The organism is Streptomyces sp. NPDC033270, from assembly GCF_055576575.1.
In genome coordinates this window covers 107,120-125,855 of record NZ_JBVIRA010000007.1, presented here as the reverse complement: position 1 = coordinate 125,855, position 18,736 = coordinate 107,120, and the positions used below count along the sequence as shown (strand labels likewise).

Here is an 18,736-nt window from a genome sequence, read left to right as displayed (position 1 = left end):
CCTCCCAACTCTACCTCCCCCTTTTCGCGTCTGTGGTCCCCCTCTCCGGTGCCCCCCCCCCCCCCCCCCCCCCCCCCCCCCCCCCCCCCCCGCACGGCCCGCGCCCCACCCCACCGCCGCCGCTCACCAGAGCGCCCACCAGAGAGGAACCCCCCGGATGTCCGCACCCGACACGGCCGCGCTCGTCAAGGAGTACCGCGAGAACGGCTTCGCGGTCGCCGAGCGTCTCTTCGACCCGAGCGAGGTCGCCGAGCTCAACACAGCCATCACGGAGATCCTGGACGTCCCCGACATCGGCTCCGTCGCCGAAGTGGAGCCGGGCGACAACGGCATGGCCCGCCGGATCTGGTCGCCCACCAAGCAGCACCCCGCGTTCGAGCGGGCCGCCGCCCACCCCCGGCTGCTCGACCACGTCGAGGCGCTCATCGGCCCCGACATCCTGTTCCACTACAGCAAGCTCCACCTCAAGGCCCCGCAGGTCGGCAGCGTCGTGGACTGGCACCAGGACTTCGCCTACTACCCGCACACCAACACCGACCTGGTGACGGCCCTGATCTACCTCGACGACACCACCACCGAGAACTCCGCCCTGCAGGCCGTCCCCGGCTCCCACAAGCGCGGACTCGCCGACCACTACGTCGACGGATACTTCCGCGGCAAGGTGGCGGGCGCCGGCGCCCCCGACCCGGCGCTCGCCGTGCCGATCGAGGCGCCCGCCGGCAGCGTGGTCTTCATCCACTGCCTGCTGCTGCACTACTCCTCCCCGAACCACTCCGACCGGTACCGCCGCGCCTTCCTGCCGGCCTACCGGGCGGCCGACGCCTACCCGATCCACTTCGGGCCGCACGCCGGCCACAACGAGGCAGGGGTGACCCTGCTGCGCGGTAGCGTGTCGGACACGGCACGCGTGGAGGCCGGTGCGTGGCGCCTCCCGCTCGCGGAGCGCCCCTTCGGCTCGCTCTTCCAGCTCCAGGAAGGCGCCCACACCACGGAAACCGCGGCGACCACCGGGTACGCCACGCTGGAGGAGACGAAGTGACAGCCCCATGAGGACGCCGAACGTGACGGTCGTCCGCGCCTGCCTGCGGGGCGGCGCGGGCGGCAGCCCCACGGCCGTGGTCCTGGAGGACGACCCGGCCGGCCCGCGTCTCGGTAACGACGAGCGGCGCCGGATCCCGGTCGAACAGGGCACCTCGCACGCGGTGTACGTACGCCAGGACGGCGACACGACCGAGCTGCGCTTCTTCACCGCGGAAGGGGAACTGCCGGCCTGCGGGCACGGCACCGTCGCCGCCCTCGCCCTGCTCGCGGCGCGGCACGGCGGCGACCGGCCCTATCGGGCCACCCTGCGCACCGGGGGGCGCGTCTTCGCCGGCCGGGCCGAGCGCGACGGCGACCGGATCACCGCCGCCTTCGACCCGGGCCCCGTCGACCTGCGCGAACCCACCGCCGAGGAACGCGACCTGGTCCTGCCGGCGCTCGGCCTGGCACCGGACGACGTCGGTCCTGACGTCCGGATCGCCGGCGTGGGCCGCGAACGCGTCCTTGTGCCGGTCCCCGGCCGGGCCGCGCTCGCCGCGCTCAGCCCGGACCTGGACCGGCTCAGGGCGGCCTGCGACCGGTTCGGCCTGCTCGGCGCGTACGTCCACTCGGCGCCCTCGCCCGAGGGCGCGCTCGCGGCCCGGATGTTCGCCCCCTCGATCGGCGTCCCCGAGGACATCGCCAACGCCAACAGCACGGCCTGTCTCGCCGCCCACCTGGCCGGCCGCGGCGTCCACCGGATCGCCGTCGACATGGGCGACACCCTCGGCAGCCCCGCCACCATCACCGCCACGGCGGGAGAGGACCTCCGCGTCGAACTCGGCGGCACCGCACGGCTCCTGACGGAGGCGGACCGGCCCACCGGCTGACCACCGGCGGTCAAGCGCATCGGTCTCGGTACGGCCATCGCCGCGGCACCGATCGCGGGTGCGTCCGCCGCCCGCAGCTCCCGCCCCGGACGGCACGGCCGAGCCCGCCGGCCCGGCGCCATCCACCCAGCCTGCCGGCCAAGGACGTCGCAAGGGCGCCGGATCGTGAGCTCACGCCGGGCAAGGTCGAGCCGGTCCGTGGGCAGTTGCGCAAACGCGCCGATCGGGGCTGGGCGCAGATCTTCTGAGGGTGCCTCGTTGCGTTGATCCGCAGGGGTTCGGGATGTGGCCGGTCGTGCTGGCTTCTACCGTCGCCGGGGTCGAGCCCGCCCTGAGGGGTGCGGGTGCTGAGCGAGGGCGGGTGTGGTGTGCCGTCGTTGACAGAGGCTGGAGGCCAGGCGGGCCGAGGTGCTGGGCCAGGCCGAGCGGCTGCGTGAGCAGATCGCCGGCCTGCCCGGAGAGTTGTCGCAGTCTGCCTGGCCGCTCTCCGCTGGCACCGGCTCCGCCAGGCCCACGACGCGAAGAAGCGCGGCACCAAGCCAGACCCGGCCGGCCTCGTCTTCACCACCCGCTCCGGCCGCCCCATCGAGCCGCGGAACCTGAACCGCTCCTTCTCCCGGCTCACCGCCTCCGCCGGCCTCCACCCCATCCGCCTCCACGACGCCCGGCACGGCTGCGCCACCCTGCTCACCGCGGCCGGCGTCGCTCCTCGCGTCCTGATGCAGATCCTCGGCCACAGCCAGATCAGCCTGACCATGGACGTCTACACCCACGTCGCCCAGGACACCCAGCGGGAAGCGATCAGCCACCTGGACCGGCTCCTGAAACGGCGGCTCGATCGGGACTGATCTCGACCGGCCGCCCCGTTACCGACCGCCCCGTTGATGTCACCCATAGATGTCAGAAGCCCCAGGCCAGTCACCGGCCCGGGGCTTCTTCCCTGCTCAATCTCAGAGCCCCCTGTCGGATTCGAACCGACGACCTTCGCTTTACAAGAGCGGTGCTCTGGCCAGCTGAGCTAAGGAGGCGTGCGGGAAGAAGTGTACCCAGGCGCGCCGGGTACCGGGCTCCGTATTTGGCGAGAGCCAGGGTACTGACATCCGGGCCGGTCAGGGGTAGCGTCACGGGACAGTCCACATAAGTGGACTACACCACTCCTTTTACTCGGATCGTCCGGCACGTTCCTGCCGGTGAAGGGACTTCTCACCATGGCTACGGTCACGTATGACCAGGCAACCCGCATCTACCCGGGTTCCGACAAGCCCGCCGTCGACAAGCTGGACATCGCCATCGAGGACGGCGAATTCCTCGTCCTGGTCGGCCCCTCCGGATGCGGCAAGTCCACCTCGCTGCGGATGCTCGCGGGGCTGGAGGACGTCGACGGAGGCGCCATCCGCATCGGGGACCGCGATGTCACCCACCTTCCGCCCAAGGACCGGGACATCGCCATGGTGTTCCAGAACTACGCGCTCTACCCACACATGACGGTCGCCGACAACATGGGCTTCGCGCTCAAGATCGCCGGCGTCCCGAAGGCCGAGATCCGGCAGAAGGTCGAGGACGCGGCCAAGATCCTGGACCTCACGGAGTACCTGGGGCGCAAGCCCAAGGCGCTGTCCGGCGGCCAGCGCCAGCGCGTGGCGATGGGCCGGGCGATCGTCCGTGAGCCGCAGGTGTTCCTGATGGACGAGCCGCTGTCCAACCTGGACGCGAAGCTGCGCGTGCAGACGCGTACGCAGATCGCCGGTCTGCAGCGCCGGCTCGGGATCACGACCGTGTACGTCACCCACGACCAGGTCGAGGCCATGACGATGGGCGACCGGGTCGCCGTCCTCAAGGACGGCCTGCTCCAGCAGGTCGACTCGCCGCGCAACATGTACGACCGTCCGGCGAACCTCTTCGTCGCGGGCTTCATCGGGTCTCCCGCCATGAACCTGGTGGAGGTGCCGATCACCGACGGCGGGGTGAAGTTCGGCAACAGCGTGGTGCCGGTCAACCGGGAGGCGCTGAGCGCGGCCGCCGACAAGGGCGACCGCACGGTGACGGTGGGCGTGCGCCCCGAGCACTTCGACATCGTCGAGCAGAACGGCGCCGCGGCGAAGTCGCTGTCCAAGGAGTCCGCGGACGCGCCGGCCGGTCTGGCCGTCACGGTCAACGTCGTCGAGGAGCTGGGCGCCGACGGCTACGTGTACGGCACCGCGGAGGTCGGCGGCGAGGTCAAGGACCTGGTCGTACGGGTCAACGGCCGCCAGGTCCCGGACAAGGGCAGCCGGCTGCACGTCGTGCCGCGGCCCGGCGAGACGCATGTGTTCTCGACGTCGTCGGGCGAGCGCCTCAGCGACTGACCCGACGGACCCGGCTGACCCGGCTGACCCGGGACGAGGACGGGCGCGCCGGGCGCGAGCGAGCGAACGCGGCGAACGCGGCGAGCGGGGCCGGATGCGGCCACCGGAAGCGGCGTAACTGGCGCAACCGGCGCAACCGGTACGGAAGGCAGTCGCGTTAGAGCGGCGGTGGTTCGGGGTAGCCCTGGATCGCCGCCGCTGACGCGTCTCCGGGGCGGCCGCACGGGGCCGTCCGGCAGGGGACCAGCAGGGGATCAGTAGGCGACCAACAGAGTCACCCATCGGGGCATAACGGCGCTTTTCGTACCAGTGCGTCAACATCACAACCGCACCGACGGGCCATTACGTCCCCCGATACGGTGACCAAATGTCGCCAAATCATCACTCCTCGCTACCATCTCGACCGTGAACTCCGCAGCCCGCCGCATCGGCAGAACTCTCGCCCTCGTCCTTCCCGTCGTCCTGGTGCTCTCCGGGACCCTCGCGGTCACCCGCGTCCCCTGGGCCTCGACGGCCACCGACTCGCAGGTGCTGACCGCTTCCTCCGGGACGGCCTCTACCAAGGCCAGCCCCAGCGCCCCCGCGGACGTGCTCCGCAAGCGCCTGCTGGTCGAGCTCCAGGAGAAGAACCCCGGCGTCGCCCTGACCCATCTCCAGGAGGCGACCACCAAGCGCCCCTCGCTGGCCAAGGCGTGCGCCTCCATCGCCCGCGACCTCGGCCGTGCCGCGGTGGCCAAGTACGGTGCCGCGCACCGCGCCCAGGCCTTCTCCCGCCCGGTCTGCGACACCTCCTTCGCCACCGGCGTCGCCGCCGCCCAGTGACCACCACTCGCACCGCATAAGGTGCGAACCATGACAGGCGCCCAGCATCCGTACCCCACGCAGGCCGTGGTCCTGGCCGGCGGCCAGGGCTCACGTCTCCGCCCGTACACCGATGACCGCCCCAAGCCGATGGTCGAGATTCCCGGCACCGGAACCCCGATCATCGGCCATCAGCTGAACTGGCTGGCCGAGGAAGGCGTCACGGGCGCGGTCGTCTCCTGCGGCCACCTCGCCGAGGTACTGCAGGACTGGCTGTCACAGACCCAACTCCCCTTGCGCGTCACCACCGTTGTCGAGACCGAGCCGCTGGGCCGCGGCGGAGGCCTGAAGTACGCGGCCGCCTCCCTGCCCCGCCCGGACGAACCCTGGTACGCCACCAACGGCGACATCTGGACCCGCTTCCCGCTCCGTGAAATGGCCGCGTTCCATCACGAACGCGATGCCGACGCCACCCTCGCGCTGGCCCGCCCCCGCATCCCCTGGGGCGTCGTCGAGACCGACGCGTTCGGGCACGTACTGGACTTCATCGAGGCGCCGCCCTCGCCGTATCTGATCAACGCCGGCGTCTACGTCTTCTCGGCCGCCTTCACGGGCCTGCTCCCCGACCGCGGCGACCACGAGCGCACGACCTTCCCCCGTCTCGCCCGCGAACGCCGCCTGGCGGGATTCCCGCTCCCCCAGGGGGCCTACTGGCGCGCCATCGACACGGCCAAGGACCTCGTCGAGGCGGCCAAGGAGCTGGGCACACAGCCGCGTTGACGCCGCCTGGGCCGTCTCGTCCACATCGTCGCGTCGATGCCTCTTGAGCCGCCGGCTAGGCCGGCTAGGCCGTGTCGCGTCGAAGGCCCTTGAGCCGTGGTCTGCGTCGTTGTTGAGTCCGTGCGGCGGGACGACTTCGCGGACACCGCCTAAGGCGCCTGAGGGGGCCGTACGTGCCCTCGAGGCCTTGTCCTCGCGTCCCGGCCTTCCGCCCCGGCCCGCGGGTCCTCCCTGGCTCCTGCGGCCCCTCAAGACCGCGCGAGGCGCCGTACGTCGTTGAGGCCCTCCCAGCGCCCGTACGCGGCCCCATCCCCGCATACGCAGAGGCACCCGCGCCCGGGGAGCCCGCGCCCGGGGTGCCGGTGGCCGGGACGCCCGCGAGCGGGACCTGCGCACAAGGAGCACCACCCAAGGCCCCCGCACAAAGACCGCGCACAAGGACCGCGCACAAGGACCCGCCCACCCCCCTTTGGGGGGTGGGCGGAGGGGAAAAATATGGAGCGGCGGAACGACGGAGCGGGAGGAACGCCAAAGCGAGGGGAACGACAGAGCGAGGGGCACAACGGAGCGACGGGAGCGACCGGAACAACGGAACGGCGAATCAGCACCCAGGCGAACCAAGTTCAGCCCACCGGCCTCACCCACTCGCCGGCGCGCCCGCTCACCCGGCTCACCCGCTCGCCCGTCTCACCCCAGCAACCCCCCCAACGTGCTCCCCCGGCCCCCGGAGTCGCCGGAGTCGCTGGAGCCGCTGTTGCCGGTGCCGGTCGTGCCGCCGCCGGTGCCGCCCGCCGTGCTCGGGGCCCGGGTCGGGGCGGGGGCGCGGGTGGGGACCGTCTGCCGCGGGGCGCTGGTGGTGGCGCCGGGCTGCTGGGAGAGGCCGCTGGTGCTGCCCGCGGAGCGGCCGGTGCCGGGGGCCGACGCGGAGGGCGTGCCGGGCCTGCGGGCCTTGTGCGAGGCGCCCGCGGACGGGGTCCCGGGGCGTACGGTGCCGGGGTGCCGCTGGCCGGGGCGGGTGGCGCTCTTGCCGGGGCGGGGCAGCGGCGAGCCGGGCAGGTTGTTGATCGCGGGCTCGCCGGGCCGCGGCACGGTCGCGACCGTCGCGGACCGTACGGCACCGCCGAGCAGCGAGCCGATCAGCAGGGTCAGCCCCGCCACCACCGTGGTCATCATCGCGCCGCGGCGCAGTACCCGGCGGCGCAGGTCGGCGACCTCGACACGGGGGCCGAGCCGCCGCCAGGCCTCGCCGGCCAGCCGGGCGTCCATGGAGTAGACCGGGGCGCCCGCGATGATCAGCGGGCTCCACGCGGCGAGGTAGATGATGTCGGGGGCGTCGTAGGCGGGGAGCGTGCGCCAGCTGACGGTCATCAGCAGCGCCGCGGAGAGCAGCGCGCCGATCGACGCGGCCACCCGCTGCCACAGTCCGCAGATGGTGAGGACGCCGACGACGACCTGGAGGAAGGCGACGGTCAGGCCGGCGCCGACAGGGTGGGAGACGGCGAAGTCGCGCAGCGGCACGGCCAGCGCCCACGGGTCGAGCGACAGCAGCCACTTGACCATCGAGCCCCGCTCGCCGCCGTCGAAGTAGACGGGGTCGCAGAGCTTGCCCATGCCGGCGTAGACGGAGATCAGTCCGAGGAAGATCCGCAGCGGCAGCAGGACGACGCCGAGGTTCATCCGCCGGCCCGGGTAGTACGCGTGCCGCACGGTCTCGGTGCCGCGCCGCCTGCCCCCGGAGTCGTACGGCTCGCGGGCCTCGAAGCGGTCGTCGCCGTAGCGGTCGTCGCCGTACCGGTCGTCGTCGTAGCCGTCGTGAAGGCGGTCGCCGTAGGTGTCGCGAGGGGGGGTGTTGCCGTAGTTGTCGCCGTATGCGCTGCCTACGGGGCGTACGCCGCGCAGCAGGGTGGTGTCGGGTTCGGCGGGGCCGCGCTGGCCGATCACGGTCTGGGCGGGGGCCGGGTCGTCGAGGCGGACCCGGGGCAGGACCTGGGTCGTGCCGACGTCCTCGCTCTGGCCGCCGTCGAGGCCGATGCCCGCGTTGCGCACCGCGTGCAGGAGTTGGGTGGTGGCGCCGGCCGCGCCGCCCGGTTCGGTGCGGCCGCTCCACACCACCGGTGCCCGGCGTCTGCCGCCGGGGGCCGGGCCCCGGGTGGCGGGGATGCGCGCGGCGTCGGCCGTGACGTGGCCCGCCGCGGGCCCGGCGAGCTGTACGCGGAAGCTGGCGTGGTTGACGATGACCTGCGCGGGATCGCACGGCACCTTGACCGAGCTCAGGCCCGGCTCGTCATCGAAACCCGGCGAGCGTCCCCCCGTAGGCGTGCGGGGTGTTCTGGTGTCCACGCTCATCTAACCGAGTGACCCGCGTTTAAGACACTGCCTTGACCGGGCCGATCTGTCCGAGACCCGTCAAAAGATCACGGGATGCGGGCAGGCCGTACGGAGGGTCAGGTTTTGCCCCGAGGTGTGGCGCGGGTGCGGCGCACCCGTACCGGCCGCCCCGGGGCACCGCCGCTCAGGCGCGCCGCCGCGCCGCCTCCCACAGCACGACACCGGCCGCGACACCGGCGTTCAGCGACTCCGCGCCGCCCGGCATCGGGATCCGTACGCGCACATCGCAGGTCTCGCCGACCAGCCGCGACAGGCCCTTGCCCTCGCTGCCGACGACGATGACGACCGGGCCGTCCAGCGCCTCGACGTCCTGCAGCTCCAGCTCGCCGTCCGCGGCCAGGCCGACGACCGTCAGACCGGCCTTCTGGTACGACTCCAGGGCCCGGGTGAGGTTGGTGGCGCGGGCGACCGGCGTACGGGCCGCGGTGCCCGCCGAGGTCTTCCAGGCGCCGGCCGTCATCCCGGCGGCGCGGCGCTCGGGCACGACCACGCCGTGGCCGCCGAAGGCGGAGACGGAGCGGACGACGGCGCCGAGGTTGCGCGGGTCGGTGACGCCGTCCAGTGCGACGATCAGCGGGTCCTCGCCGGCGTCGAAGGCGGCCGCGGCGAGGTCCTCGGGGTGTGCGTAGTCGTACGGCGGGATCTGCGCGACCAGGCCCTGGTGGTTGAGGCCGTTGGTCATCCGGTCCAGCTCGGGCCGGGGCGCCTCCATGAGGTTCAGCCCGCGCTCGGTGGCGAGCTGGAGCGCCTCGCGGACCCGCTCGTCGGTGTCGATGAACTGCTGGACGTACAGGGTCGTGGCGGGCACGCCCTCGCGCAGCGCCTCGACGACCGGGTTGCGGCCGACGACCAGCTCCGCGGTGCCCTTGGCGCCGCCGCGCCGCGGGGCCGGGCGGCGGGCCGCGGCCTGCTTGGCCTGGGCGTTGGCCACCCGGTTCTTGACGTGTCCCTTGCGAGCGGAGGCGGGCGGGGTCGGGCCCTTGCCCTCCAGGCTCCGGCGCCGCTTACCGCCGCTGCCGACCTGCGCGCCCTTCTTGTTGGACGTGCGGCGGTTCCTGCGGTGGCTGTTGCCGGCCATGGGTCACCTGTTTCTCACTGCTCTCGACGTCTCGCGACGTGGAGTGGGTACGTACGTATGGATTGAGTGTCGCGCGCGGCCCCCGGGAAGGGCGAATCCGGGTGGCCTCCCACGGGCGCGACGGGGGTCAGGACAGCGACCAGCGCGGGCCCGACGGGGTGTCCTCGATGGACAGTCCCGACTGCTGGAGCTGGTCGCGGATGGCGTCCGCGGTGGCGTAGTCCTTGCGGGAGCGGGCGGCCTGGCGCTGTTCGAGGACGAGGCGCACGAGGGAGTCCACGACGCCGTGCAGGTCCTCGCCGCGGTCCGTGCCGCCGGCCCAGCGCTCGTCGAGCGGGTCCAGGCCCAGCACGCCGAGCATCGCCCGCAGCTCGGCCAGCCGGGCCACCGCGGATTCCTTGTCGTCGGCGGTCAGTGCGGCGTTGCCCTGCCGGACGGTGGTGTGCACGATCGCCAGCGCCTGCGGGACGCCCAGATCGTCGTCCATCGCCTCGGCGAAGGCGAGCGGCACTTCGGGGGCGGGCTCGACGACGCCGGCCTTCTCGACGACGCGCTGGACGAAGCCCTCGATCCGCGCGAACGCGGACTCGGCCTCGCGCAGCGCTTCCTCGCTGTACTCGATCATCGAGCGGTAGTGCGGGGTGCCCAGGTAGTAGCGCAGGACGATCGGGCGCCAGCGCCGGACCATCTCCGAGACGAGCACGGAGTTGCCCAGCGACTTGGACATCTTCTCGCCGCTCATGGTCACCCAGGCGTTGTGCGACCAGTACGCGGCGAAGTCGTCGCCGAAGGCCTTGGCCTGGGCGATCTCGTTCTCGTGGTGCGGGAAGACCAGGTCGACGCCGCCGCCGTGGATGTCGAAGGCGGAGCCCAGGTACTTGTGGGCCATCGCCGAGCACTCCAGATGCCAGCCGGGCCGGCCTCGGCCCCAGGGGGTCTCCCAGCTGGGCTCGCCCTCCTTGGCGGCCTTCCACATGGCGAAGTCGCGCGGGTCCCGCTTGCCGGTCTCGCCCTCGCCGGACGGCTGGCGCAGGTTGTCCAACTCCTGGTTGGACAGCTGGAGATAGCCGGGGAAGGACCTCACGTCGAAGTAGACGTTGCCGTCGGCGGCGTAGGCGTGGCCGCGCTCGATCAGGCCGCGCATCATCTCGATCATCTCGGGGATGTGGCCGGTGGCGCGCGGTTCGTAGGTCGGGCGCAGGCAGCCGAGGGCGTCGTACGCCGTGTTGAAGGCGACCTCGTTCTCGTAGCCGATCGACCACCAGGGGCGGCCCTGCTCCTCCGACTTCGCGATGATCTTGTCGTCGATGTCCGTGACGTTGCGCACGAACGTCACGTCGTAGCCGCGGTACTCGAACCAGCGGCGCATGATGTCGAAGTTCAGTCCCGACCTGATGTGCCCGATGTGCGGGGCGGCCTGCACGGTCGCACCACAGAGGTAGATCGAGACACAGCCCGGCGTGAGCGGGGTGAAATCGCGAATCTGCCGGGCGCTGGTGTCGTACAGGCGAATCGTCACGGAACCAGGGTAGTCGGAACCGGGCAGTGCCCCGCGACGCATCGGCCACGGGGGCATGGATCCGCCAAAACCGTCCGATTTGCCGGATCTCACTGCCTGGAGGGCGTCCGTCAGATACGGCCGACCACCTTGCGCGGGGTGATCCGGACCACGACCCGCTGGTCGTCGTCGGCCGCGGCCGGGTTGAACTCCGCGTACCTCTTACCGGTGTACTTCACCGACAGCTCGTCGATCAGCTCCTGCCCGCCCTCGGTGCTGAGATCGGCGGTGCCGCGGATCTCGGCGTAGACGTACGGCGCGTCGAAGGGCTGGAGGACGACGGAGACCCGCGGGTCGCGGCGGAGGTTCCGCTCCTTGCGCCGGCCGACGGTCGTCGAGATCAGCAGGTCGTCGCCGTCGCGCTTCACCCAGACCGGGGAGAGCTGGGGGCTGCCGTCCGGCTGGATCGTCCCCACCGTCACGAAGACCGGGGAGTCGAGGAGCTCCTTGAGTGCGTCGGAGAGCGTTGCCGTCACGACGGATCCTTCCTGTGGGCCGAACCGATGGCTTCCGTTGGAGACGAGTACCCCGATTCTCCGCTCAACGCCCTTGTCGCGCCGGGCATTCCCACGCGGTACGGCCGATCGGCGGCAGGCCTCGTTCCGGCCCGCCGGCGTCCTTCAGACGGTGCGCACCACCAGGGCGGTGGCGATCGCCGCCAGCCCCTCTGCCCGGCCGGTCAGTCCCAACCCGTCGGTGGTGGTACCGGAGACCGAGACCGGGGCCCCGACCGCGGCCGACAGCGCCCGCTGCGCCTCGTCACGCCGCTTGCCGACCTTCGGGCGTACGCCGATGACCTGCACCGCGACATTGCCGATCGCGAAACCCTCGGCCCGGACGATCCGCGCGGCCTCGGCCAGCAGCGTCACCCCGGAGGCGCCGGACCACTCGGGGCGGCCGGTGCCGAAGTGCGCGCCCAGGTCGCCGACGCCGGCCGCCGAGAAGAGCGCGTCGCAGGCGGCGTGCGCGGCCACGTCGCCGTCGCTGTGGCCGGCCAGGCCGTACTCCTCGCCCTCCCACAGCAGCCCGGCGCACCACAGCTCGCGGCCCTGCTCGAAGGCGTGCACGTCGGTGCCGATGCCGACGAGGGGGATGCCGGCGGGCGGACCGGCGGGGGTCGGCTCAGACATAGCCATCGGTGACCCTCCTGCGGGCGAGTACGGCCTCGGCCAGGACCAGGTCCAGCGGCCGGGTCACCTTGAACGCCTCCTCGTGGCCGGGGACGACCACGACCGGCGCGCCGAGCCGTTCGACCAGCCCGGCGTCGTCGGTGGCGCCCTCGCCCTCGACGACGGTGTCATGCGCCTTGAGCAGGGTCGCCGGGTCGAAGCCCTGCGGGGTCTGCACGGCGCGCAGCAGCGCCCGCTCCGGGGTGCCGACCACCGGCTCGGGGGCGCCCTGGGGCTGCGGCTCGACCTGCTTGACGGTGTCGGCGAGCGGCAGCGCGGGCACGACGGCGGGCGCACCGGCGCGGACCGCCGCGATCACCGCGTCGACCGTGTCGACCGGGACCAGCGGGCGGGCGGCGTCGTGCACCAGCACCACGTCGATGTCCTGCGGCAGCGCCGCCAGACCGCGCCGTACCGACTCCTGGCGGGTCTGCCCGCCGGGGACGACCACGAGGTCGGTGCGGTCGGCGAGCGGGTACTCGTGCAGCAGGCGGTCGACCTCGGTGGCGCCGTCGGGCGGGGCGACCACGACGATGAGCGAGACGGCGCGGGAGGCGGCCATCGCGCGGACGGCGTGCACCAGCATGGGCGTGCCGCCCAGCGTCCGCAGCGCCTTGGGGGTGCCGGGACCGAGCCGGACGCCGCGGCCGGCGGCGGGGATCACCGCGGCGGTGCGGATCGGGCGGGAGGGATCTGACATCGATGGCTCCGGAGTCCGGGGCGAGCCCGGAATTGGCGCAGACAGGTTTGTTTCCTCGGGCGAGGTGGGTATGGCCTGGGCGTGCCCCCCGCTCCCAGAGCGTGGGGGAGTGCCGGGTGCGACGCCTTGACCGGACCCTTCCGTGACATCGGTCGGGGCAGCCGCCCGGGACGCCACAGCGGATCGGCCGCCAGCGGGTCCTCCAGCGGTTCGTCGCACCCGCCGGTGCCGGCCGATCGCCGCGTCAGAGGCAGATATGCCGCAGCGCCCGGCAACAGACCCCTCCCCATGGGAAAGGGTCGTCACTCGGGCACCGCGGCATTGCTACGTCATCACTGCGTGGCGTCACTGGTGTGTCGTCGCTGCGTGTGTCGTCACTGCGTCGGACGAGCGCCTTACGGCGTCAGGACGCGAGCACCTCGTCGAGCAGGGCCTCGGCCTTGTCCTCGTTGGTGTTCTCCGCGAGGGCGAGCTCGCTCACCAGAATCTGGCGGGCCTTCGCGAGCATCCTCTTCTCACCGGCGGAGAGTCCGCGCTCGCGCTCACGCCGCCACAGGTCGCGCACTACTTCGGCGACCTTGATCACATCGCCGGAAGCGAGCTTCTCGAGATTTGCCTTGTAGCGACGGGACCAGTTCGTCGGCTCTTCGGCATACGGTGCGCGAAGCACCTCGAAGACCCGGTCCAGCCCGTCCTGGCCAACCACGTCGCGTACGCCGACGAACTCCGCATTGTCCGCTGGCACACGAACAGTCAAGTCGCCCTGGGCGACCTTCAGCACCAAGTAGGTCTTGTCCACGCCTTTGATCTGGCGAGTTTCGATGGCCTCGATCAGCGCGGCCCCGTGATGGGGATAGACCACGGTGTCGCCAACCTTGAACGTCATGTGACAGGTACCCCTTCCGTGGCTATCCATGCTAACACGGGAACGGGCCGTTCTGAATGGCGTTTTCGCAGGTCAGGGCATATCTCGGGGCTTGACAACAGTAACCGGAACGTGCTGCGAGGGGCCCTTGGACGCAGGTATTCGCAGGTCGGAGGGGCTTCGCGGGCACACGGAAACGCGCCCGCCGCACACCGGCAGCACCAAGATCGACGGGCTGAACGTCCCGTTTTGCACCGATCCGCATGAGCGAGTTCCGCTACTCCGTTCGGCCGCCCAGGTGCTCCTCGCGGCCGATTCTCGAATTGATCACCTTCCGACCGGCGAAGAGTGTGATCAATTCCGCGAGGCCTTCACATTCCCTTCGAATACTTCTTTTCGTCGGGGAAACCGGCGGGGGGAAACGCGTGCGCGCCCACCCGAACGGCCGCCTGCCGAATATTCATCCCTCTTCCCGCCGTCCATACTCCGGCGAAGTTCCCACCGGCACCGTTCCCGCGATGATCTCCGGGAGCGATCCCGGAGAACTCGGAAAGATCTTGAACCGCGGCCGGCTTTCCGTCCCGCCCTCGCGCGGCCGGGCCCGGGGCCACGGCCGGCACGCCGTCCGCGGACGACGGTGAGGGGCCCGTGATCGCGCTGGGGGCGGGTCGGGTGCGGCGGCGCGAGGACGGCTCGGTAACCTAGCGGCGCTGACACACCCTTAGGGCGGCTTTACGTACGCGTCGTGCCCGACGCCTGCGCGGCGCCGCCCCAGCCGTCCATCCGCGACCGGGCACGAACGTTCGGCCGCCGTAGCTCGTCAAGGAGATGCCGCCGCCGTGAGCCGCAGCCTTCGACGCGGCGTCCTCGCCGCCACCGTCCTTTCGCTCTCGATCGCCACGCTGTCCGCGTGCGGGGCCGGGAACGACGCCCAGACGCTGCAGGTCAAGCCGGACAACGCCGCGACCTCCGCCGGCGACATCAAGATCCAGAACGCGTCCGTCGTCACCCAGCCCGAGCTGAACGCCAAGGGCCCGGCCGTGGTGACCGCGACGCTGTTCAACAACGGCTCCAAGGACCAGAAGCTGACCGAGATCGCCGTCGACGGCACCGGTCAGTCGGCCAAGCTGGCGCCGGCCGGCGGCGGCTCGGGCTCGATCACCGTGCCGGCCGGCGGCTCGGTCGTGATCGGCGGGAAGGGCAACGCCTCGGCCGTCCTGGCGAGCGGCCGGGAGGCCGTCCAGGACGGAAACGTCCAGAACCTGACGTTCGACCTCAGCTCCACCGGCAAGGTGAAGATCACCGCCTTCGTCGTCCCGGCGAAGAGCTACTTCGAGGGCTACGGGCCCGCCGAGGTGCCGCAGCCGTCGGGCTCGGCCACCCCGGGCGGCGCCGGCAAGCCCTCGGAGACGGGCAAGCCCTCGGAGTCCGGCACGCCCAGCTCCACGGCCACGCCGACCGGCGCCACCAAGCCCGCGGGGTCGTCGCACAGCGGTCACTGACCTCCTCGTCACACGTCAGGGGCGCCCGTCCGGTCCGGAGGGGCGCCCCTGGCGTTTGCGGCGGTCGGCCGGCGGCCTACGGCTCGAACTTGTAGCCCAGGCCGCGGACCGTGACGAGGTAGCGCGGCGCGCCCGGGTCGGGCTCGATCTTGGCGCGCAGCCGCTTGACGTGCACGTCCAGGGTCTTGGTGTCACCGACGTAGTCGGCGCCCCAGACCCGGTCGATGAGCTGCATGCGGGTCAGCACCCGGCCGGCGTTGCGCAGCAGCATCTCCAGGAGGTCGAACTCCTTCAGGGGCAGGTCGACCTTGCCGCCGGAGACCGTGACGACATGGCGGTCCACGTCCATCCGGACCGGGCCGGCCTCCAGGGCCTGCGGGGCGACCTCCTCCGGCTCGCCGCGGCGGCGGAGCACCGCGCGGATACGGGCGACCAGCTCACGGGAGGAGAAGGGCTTGGTGACGTAGTCGTCGGCTCCTATTTCCAGGCCGACGACCTTGTCGATCTCGCTGTCCTTGGCGGTCACCATGATGACCGGGACGTTGGAGCGGCCGCGCAGCTGGCGGCAGACCTCGGTGCCGGGCAGGCCCGGCAGCATCAGGTCCAGCAGCACGAGGTCGGCGCCGTTGCGCTCGAACTCGTCGAGTCCGTCGGGGCCCGTTGCCGCGATGGCGACCTCGAAACCCTCCTTGCGAAGCATGTACGACAGTGCGTCGCTGAACGATTCCTCGTCCTCGACGACGAGCACTCGGGTCACGGAAGGACCTCCGGGGCTGGGTGGGCTGGGAGCGGATCGTTGAAGGTCTCGTACGGGCGGTCCTCGTCGTCGAGGCCCTCCGCGGCGAGGTCGGCGGGCTGTTCGCGGTCGCGGACGGCTCCGGCTTCCGGGAGACGCAGGGTGAAGGTGGAGCCCTGTCCCTCAGCGCTCCAGACCGTGACCTCCCCGCCGTGCGAGGCGGCCACATGCTTGACGATGGCGAGGCCGAGGCCGGTCCCGCCGGTGGCGCGCGAGCGCGCCGGGTCCACGCGGTAGAACCGCTCGAAGACGCGGTCCCGGTCCTTTTCGGATATCCCGATGCCCTGGTCGGTCACCGCGATCTCGATCAGGTCGCCGCCGGGCGCGGAGACCCGGCGTCCGGCGATCCCGACGCGGGTGCGCGCCGGGGAGTAGTTGACGGCGTTCTCCACGAGGTTGCCCAGCGCTGCCGCGAGCTGGCCGCGATTGCCCCATACGTGCAGGTCGGCGGTGCCTCCGGCGGCCATGGTGATCTGCTTCGCGCCGGCCTGCTGGCGGCAGCGGTCGACCGCCTCGGCGACCAGTTCGTCGACCCGGACCGGCTCGGCGTCCTCCAGCGGGTCGTCGTTCTGGACCCGGGAGAGGTCGATGAGCTCCTGGACGAGGTTGGTCAGGCGGGTGGCCTCGTTCTGCATCCGGCCGGCGAAGCGGGTGACGGCCTCGGGGTCGTCGCTGGCGTCCATCACGGCCTCGGAGAGCAGCGACAGCGCGCCGGCGGGGGTCTTGAGCTCATGGCTGACGTTGGCGACGAAGTCGCGGCGGACGGCCTCTATGCGGCGGGCCTCCGTCAGGTCCTCGACCAGCAGCAGGACGAGCCGGGAGCCGAGCGGGGCGACTCTGGCGGAGACCGCGAGCGCCTCGCCGCGGCCGGTGCCGCGGCGCGGCAGATCCAGCTCGACCTGGCGTATCTCGCCGTCCCTGCGGGTGTCGCGGGCCATCTGCAGCATCGGCTCGACGGCGAGCTTGCCGCCGCGGACCAGGCCGAGAGCGTACGCCGCCGAGCTGGCCTTGACGACGGCGTCGGCCTCGTCGAGGACCACGGCCGAGGAGCGCAGCACCGACAGCACGGTGTCGACACCGGGCGGCAGCACCGCGTCGGTGTGCAGCGAGGTACGGGTGGGTTTGGCCTGGTCGCGCTCGCTCCAGCGGAACGCCAGCATGGCGAAGACGCCGGTGCACAGCCCGGCGATCGCTGCCACTGCGGCGACGGCCGCATCCACGTTCATGAGTCCAGAGTATGTGCCGGGTCGGACACCGCCCCAGCCTCGCGAGCCGCTGCACGAACAGCCGTCGCCCAGAGTTCACCGTGGCGTTCGTACGGGTTCACTCCGGAGGCCGGTACGGGGCGCCCGGCCGCCCGGCGGACGCCCCTGGGGCACCGGCGCGAGCACCCCGCCGCGGCGGCGCGCGGCCGGGTGAACGGCGGTGGCGGCCTCGGGGCAGTGGCGTCGTCGCCCAGAGTTCACCTTCACGTCGGCGGCGGTTCACCCGGGGTGGCACCGCAGGTCGCGATCCGGCCGCAGGGTGAGGGTGCGGGTGACGGATCGGCTCAAAGCGGCCGTGGGGCCGGGGCTCCACCGGAGCACCGGCACTGCGGGGCACCGGCTCCGTGGAGCACCGCCCCTTCGGGACACGGGCCGCACGGCGACAGACCGTGAGACCGTGGGCGCGGGTCACCCCTGCCCCCGTCCCACCCCCCACACACGCCACACCACCACTCGACGCGAGAGAAGGTCACAGATGCGGGACGCGTACCACGAGGAGCTGGATTCGATCGGCGAGGGCCTGGTCGAGATGGCCCGGCTCGTCGGCTCCGCGATCGGGCGCGCCACCACGGCGATACTCGACGCGGATCTCAAGCTGGCCGAGCACGTCATCGCCGCCGACGAGAAGGTCGACGACCTGCAGCGCGATCTGGAGGCCCGGGCGATCGCCCTGCTGGCGCGGCAGCAGCCGGTCGCCACGGACCTGCGGATCGTCGTCACCTCGCTGCGGATGAGCGCCGACCTGGAGCGCTCCGGCGACCTGGCCCAGCACGTGGCCAAGCTGGCCCGGCTGCGCTTCCCGGAGACGGCCGTGCCGCGCGATCTGCACGCCACCATCCTGGAGATGGGGCAGCTGGCGCAGCGCCTGATGGCGAAGGCCGCCGAGGTCATCATCACCAAGGACGTCGATCTCGCGCTCCAGCTGGAGCAGGACGACGACGCGATGGACATGCTGCACCGCACGCTCTTCCAGCACCTGATGGACGACCGCTGGAAGCACGGCATCGAGACGGCCGTGGACGTGACCCTGCTGGGCCGCTACTACGAGCGCTTCGCCGACCACGCGGTCTCCGTCGCCAAGCGCGTCGTCTACCTCGTGACCGGTGAGCACGCCGACGAGATCGCCCCGCCGGCGTCGGTCGAGGGAGCGTAGCCGGAGGTGTCCTGAAGGGGGCGGGTCGGCGATGTGCGTCCGCCCCCTTAAGCGACCGAGCGCCGTTGACGTGTGCCTCCACGCGCCGTTGACGCGCCGTGCCGCCCGGGCTTGCAATGGGCGACGGGTGCCCCACCGGGCACCAGACGACCCCTAGGAGGCAATGCATGGCATCCATTGCGCACTCCCCCACCCCCGTCGAGCACCCGCAGCCCGCCCTGATGTCCTGCTCGTGCGGCCCGGGGTGCAGCTGCGGCTGCCAGTCGGGCGGACCGTGCCAGTGCGGCGGCGGCTGCGGCTAGCGGCACTGGCTGCCCACGGCACAGTGGCACCGGGGGGGGGGGGGGGGGGGGGGGGGGGGGGGGGGGGGGGGGGGGGGGGGGGGGGGGGGGGGGGGGGGGGGGGGGGGGGGGGGGGGGGGGGGGA

The 18,736-nt window shown here is 72.2% G+C and carries 16 protein-coding genes, 1 tRNA gene and 1 pseudogene; 8 read left to right on the top strand and 10 right to left on the bottom strand.

Translation table 11 applies throughout. The features are described 5' to 3' along the window. Positions 1–157: 157 nt before the first annotated feature. The 3 genes and pseudogenes from ACZ5XZ_RS13300 to ACZ5XZ_RS13290 all read left to right on the top strand — a co-directional run. Positions 158–1,039: a phytanoyl-CoA dioxygenase family protein gene (locus tag ACZ5XZ_RS13300; RefSeq protein WP_468977254.1), complete on the top strand. Its 882-nt coding sequence runs from the start codon at positions 158–160 to the stop codon at positions 1,037–1,039. Positions 1,040–1,046: 7 nt separating this feature from the next. Then, the gene (locus ACZ5XZ_RS13295) at positions 1,047–1,910 is read left to right on the top strand and encodes a PhzF family phenazine biosynthesis protein (RefSeq protein WP_468977252.1); all 864 of its coding nucleotides are present in this window, start codon (positions 1,047–1,049) and stop codon (positions 1,908–1,910) included. Between the two features lie 455 nt (positions 1,911–2,365). Then, positions 2,366–2,758, top strand: a pseudogene (locus ACZ5XZ_RS13290) (tyrosine-type recombinase/integrase); the annotation flags it as partial. A gap of 106 nt (positions 2,759–2,864) precedes the next feature. Here ACZ5XZ_RS13290 and ACZ5XZ_RS13285 read toward each other — a convergent pair. Further along, positions 2,865–2,938: transfer RNA gene (locus ACZ5XZ_RS13285), tRNA-Thr, on the bottom strand. A 180-nt stretch (positions 2,939–3,118) separates the two neighbouring features. On the opposite strand from ACZ5XZ_RS13285, the gene ACZ5XZ_RS13280 reads away from it, so the two are divergent. From ACZ5XZ_RS13280 to ACZ5XZ_RS13270, 3 genes are all read left to right on the top strand, one after another. Then, entirely contained in the window at positions 3,119–4,255 is a 1,137-nt protein-coding gene (locus tag ACZ5XZ_RS13280) for an ABC transporter ATP-binding protein (protein ID WP_468977250.1), read from the top strand. 405 nt (positions 4,256–4,660) lie between these two features. Continuing rightward, the gene (locus ACZ5XZ_RS13275) at positions 4,661–5,077 is read left to right on the top strand and encodes a hypothetical protein (RefSeq protein ID WP_393488341.1); all 417 of its coding nucleotides are present in this window, start codon (positions 4,661–4,663) and stop codon (positions 5,075–5,077) included. Positions 5,078–5,107: 30 nt separating this feature from the next. Then, positions 5,108–5,836: a nucleotidyltransferase family protein gene (locus ACZ5XZ_RS13270; protein ID WP_468977248.1), complete on the top strand. Its 729-nt coding sequence runs from the start codon at positions 5,108–5,110 to the stop codon at positions 5,834–5,836. 687 nt (positions 5,837–6,523) lie between these two features. On the opposite strand, the gene ACZ5XZ_RS13265 is transcribed toward ACZ5XZ_RS13270, so the two are convergent. The 7 genes from ACZ5XZ_RS13265 to ACZ5XZ_RS13235 form a co-directional block, all read right to left on the bottom strand. Continuing rightward, positions 6,524–8,182: a DoxX family protein gene (locus tag ACZ5XZ_RS13265; protein WP_468977245.1), complete on the bottom strand. Its 1,659-nt coding sequence runs from the start codon at positions 8,180–8,182 to the stop codon at positions 6,524–6,526. A gap of 166 nt (positions 8,183–8,348) precedes the next feature. Further along, positions 8,349–9,302, bottom strand: a complete 954-nt coding sequence (gene rlmB, locus ACZ5XZ_RS13260) for a 23S rRNA (guanosine(2251)-2'-O)-methyltransferase RlmB (RefSeq protein ID WP_468977243.1) — start codon at positions 9,300–9,302, stop codon at positions 8,349–8,351. Positions 9,303–9,429: 127 nt separating this feature from the next. Next, complete coding sequence (cysS, locus tag ACZ5XZ_RS13255; protein ID WP_468977241.1) at positions 9,430–10,821, bottom strand: cysteine--tRNA ligase; 1,392 nt, start codon at positions 10,819–10,821, stop codon at positions 9,430–9,432. Positions 10,822–10,931: 110 nt separating this feature from the next. After that, complete coding sequence (locus ACZ5XZ_RS13250) at positions 10,932–11,336, bottom strand: PPOX class F420-dependent oxidoreductase (RefSeq protein WP_468977239.1); 405 nt, start codon at positions 11,334–11,336, stop codon at positions 10,932–10,934. Positions 11,337–11,480: 144 nt separating this feature from the next. Next, positions 11,481–11,996, bottom strand: coding sequence for a 2-C-methyl-D-erythritol 2,4-cyclodiphosphate synthase (gene ispF / locus ACZ5XZ_RS13245; protein ID WP_468977237.1), 516 nt, complete (start codon positions 11,994–11,996; stop codon positions 11,481–11,483). Continuing rightward, on the bottom strand, positions 11,983–12,729 hold the full coding sequence (ispD, locus tag ACZ5XZ_RS13240) for a 2-C-methyl-D-erythritol 4-phosphate cytidylyltransferase (RefSeq protein ID WP_468977235.1): 747 nt from the start codon (positions 12,727–12,729) through the stop codon (positions 11,983–11,985). Before ispD ends, ispF begins: the two co-directional genes overlap by 14 nt. Positions 12,730–13,132: 403 nt before the next feature. After that, on the bottom strand, positions 13,133–13,615 hold the full coding sequence (locus ACZ5XZ_RS13235) for a CarD family transcriptional regulator (protein ID WP_003953493.1): 483 nt from the start codon (positions 13,613–13,615) through the stop codon (positions 13,133–13,135). Positions 13,616–14,433: 818 nt separating this feature from the next. Here ACZ5XZ_RS13235 and ACZ5XZ_RS13230 point away from each other — a divergent pair. Then, complete coding sequence (locus ACZ5XZ_RS13230; RefSeq protein WP_468977233.1) at positions 14,434–15,096, top strand: copper chaperone PCu(A)C domain-containing protein; 663 nt, start codon at positions 14,434–14,436, stop codon at positions 15,094–15,096. 76 nt (positions 15,097–15,172) lie between these two features. Here the strand turns inward: ACZ5XZ_RS13230 and phoP are convergent, their stop codons facing one another. Continuing rightward, on the bottom strand, positions 15,173–15,844 hold the full coding sequence (phoP, locus tag ACZ5XZ_RS13225; RefSeq protein ID WP_466419800.1) for a two-component system response regulator PhoP: 672 nt from the start codon (positions 15,842–15,844) through the stop codon (positions 15,173–15,175). Between the two features lie 5 nt (positions 15,845–15,849). Next, the gene (gene phoR, locus ACZ5XZ_RS13220; RefSeq protein ID WP_468977231.1) at positions 15,850–17,118 is read right to left on the bottom strand and encodes a two-component system sensor histidine kinase PhoR; all 1,269 of its coding nucleotides are present in this window, start codon (positions 17,116–17,118) and stop codon (positions 15,850–15,852) included. Between the two features lie 514 nt (positions 17,119–17,632). Between phoR and phoU the strand changes: the two genes are divergently transcribed. Further along, on the top strand, positions 17,633–18,310 hold the full coding sequence (phoU, locus tag ACZ5XZ_RS13215) for a phosphate signaling complex protein PhoU (protein WP_393488355.1): 678 nt from the start codon (positions 17,633–17,635) through the stop codon (positions 18,308–18,310). Positions 18,311–18,736: the final 426 nt, after the last annotated feature.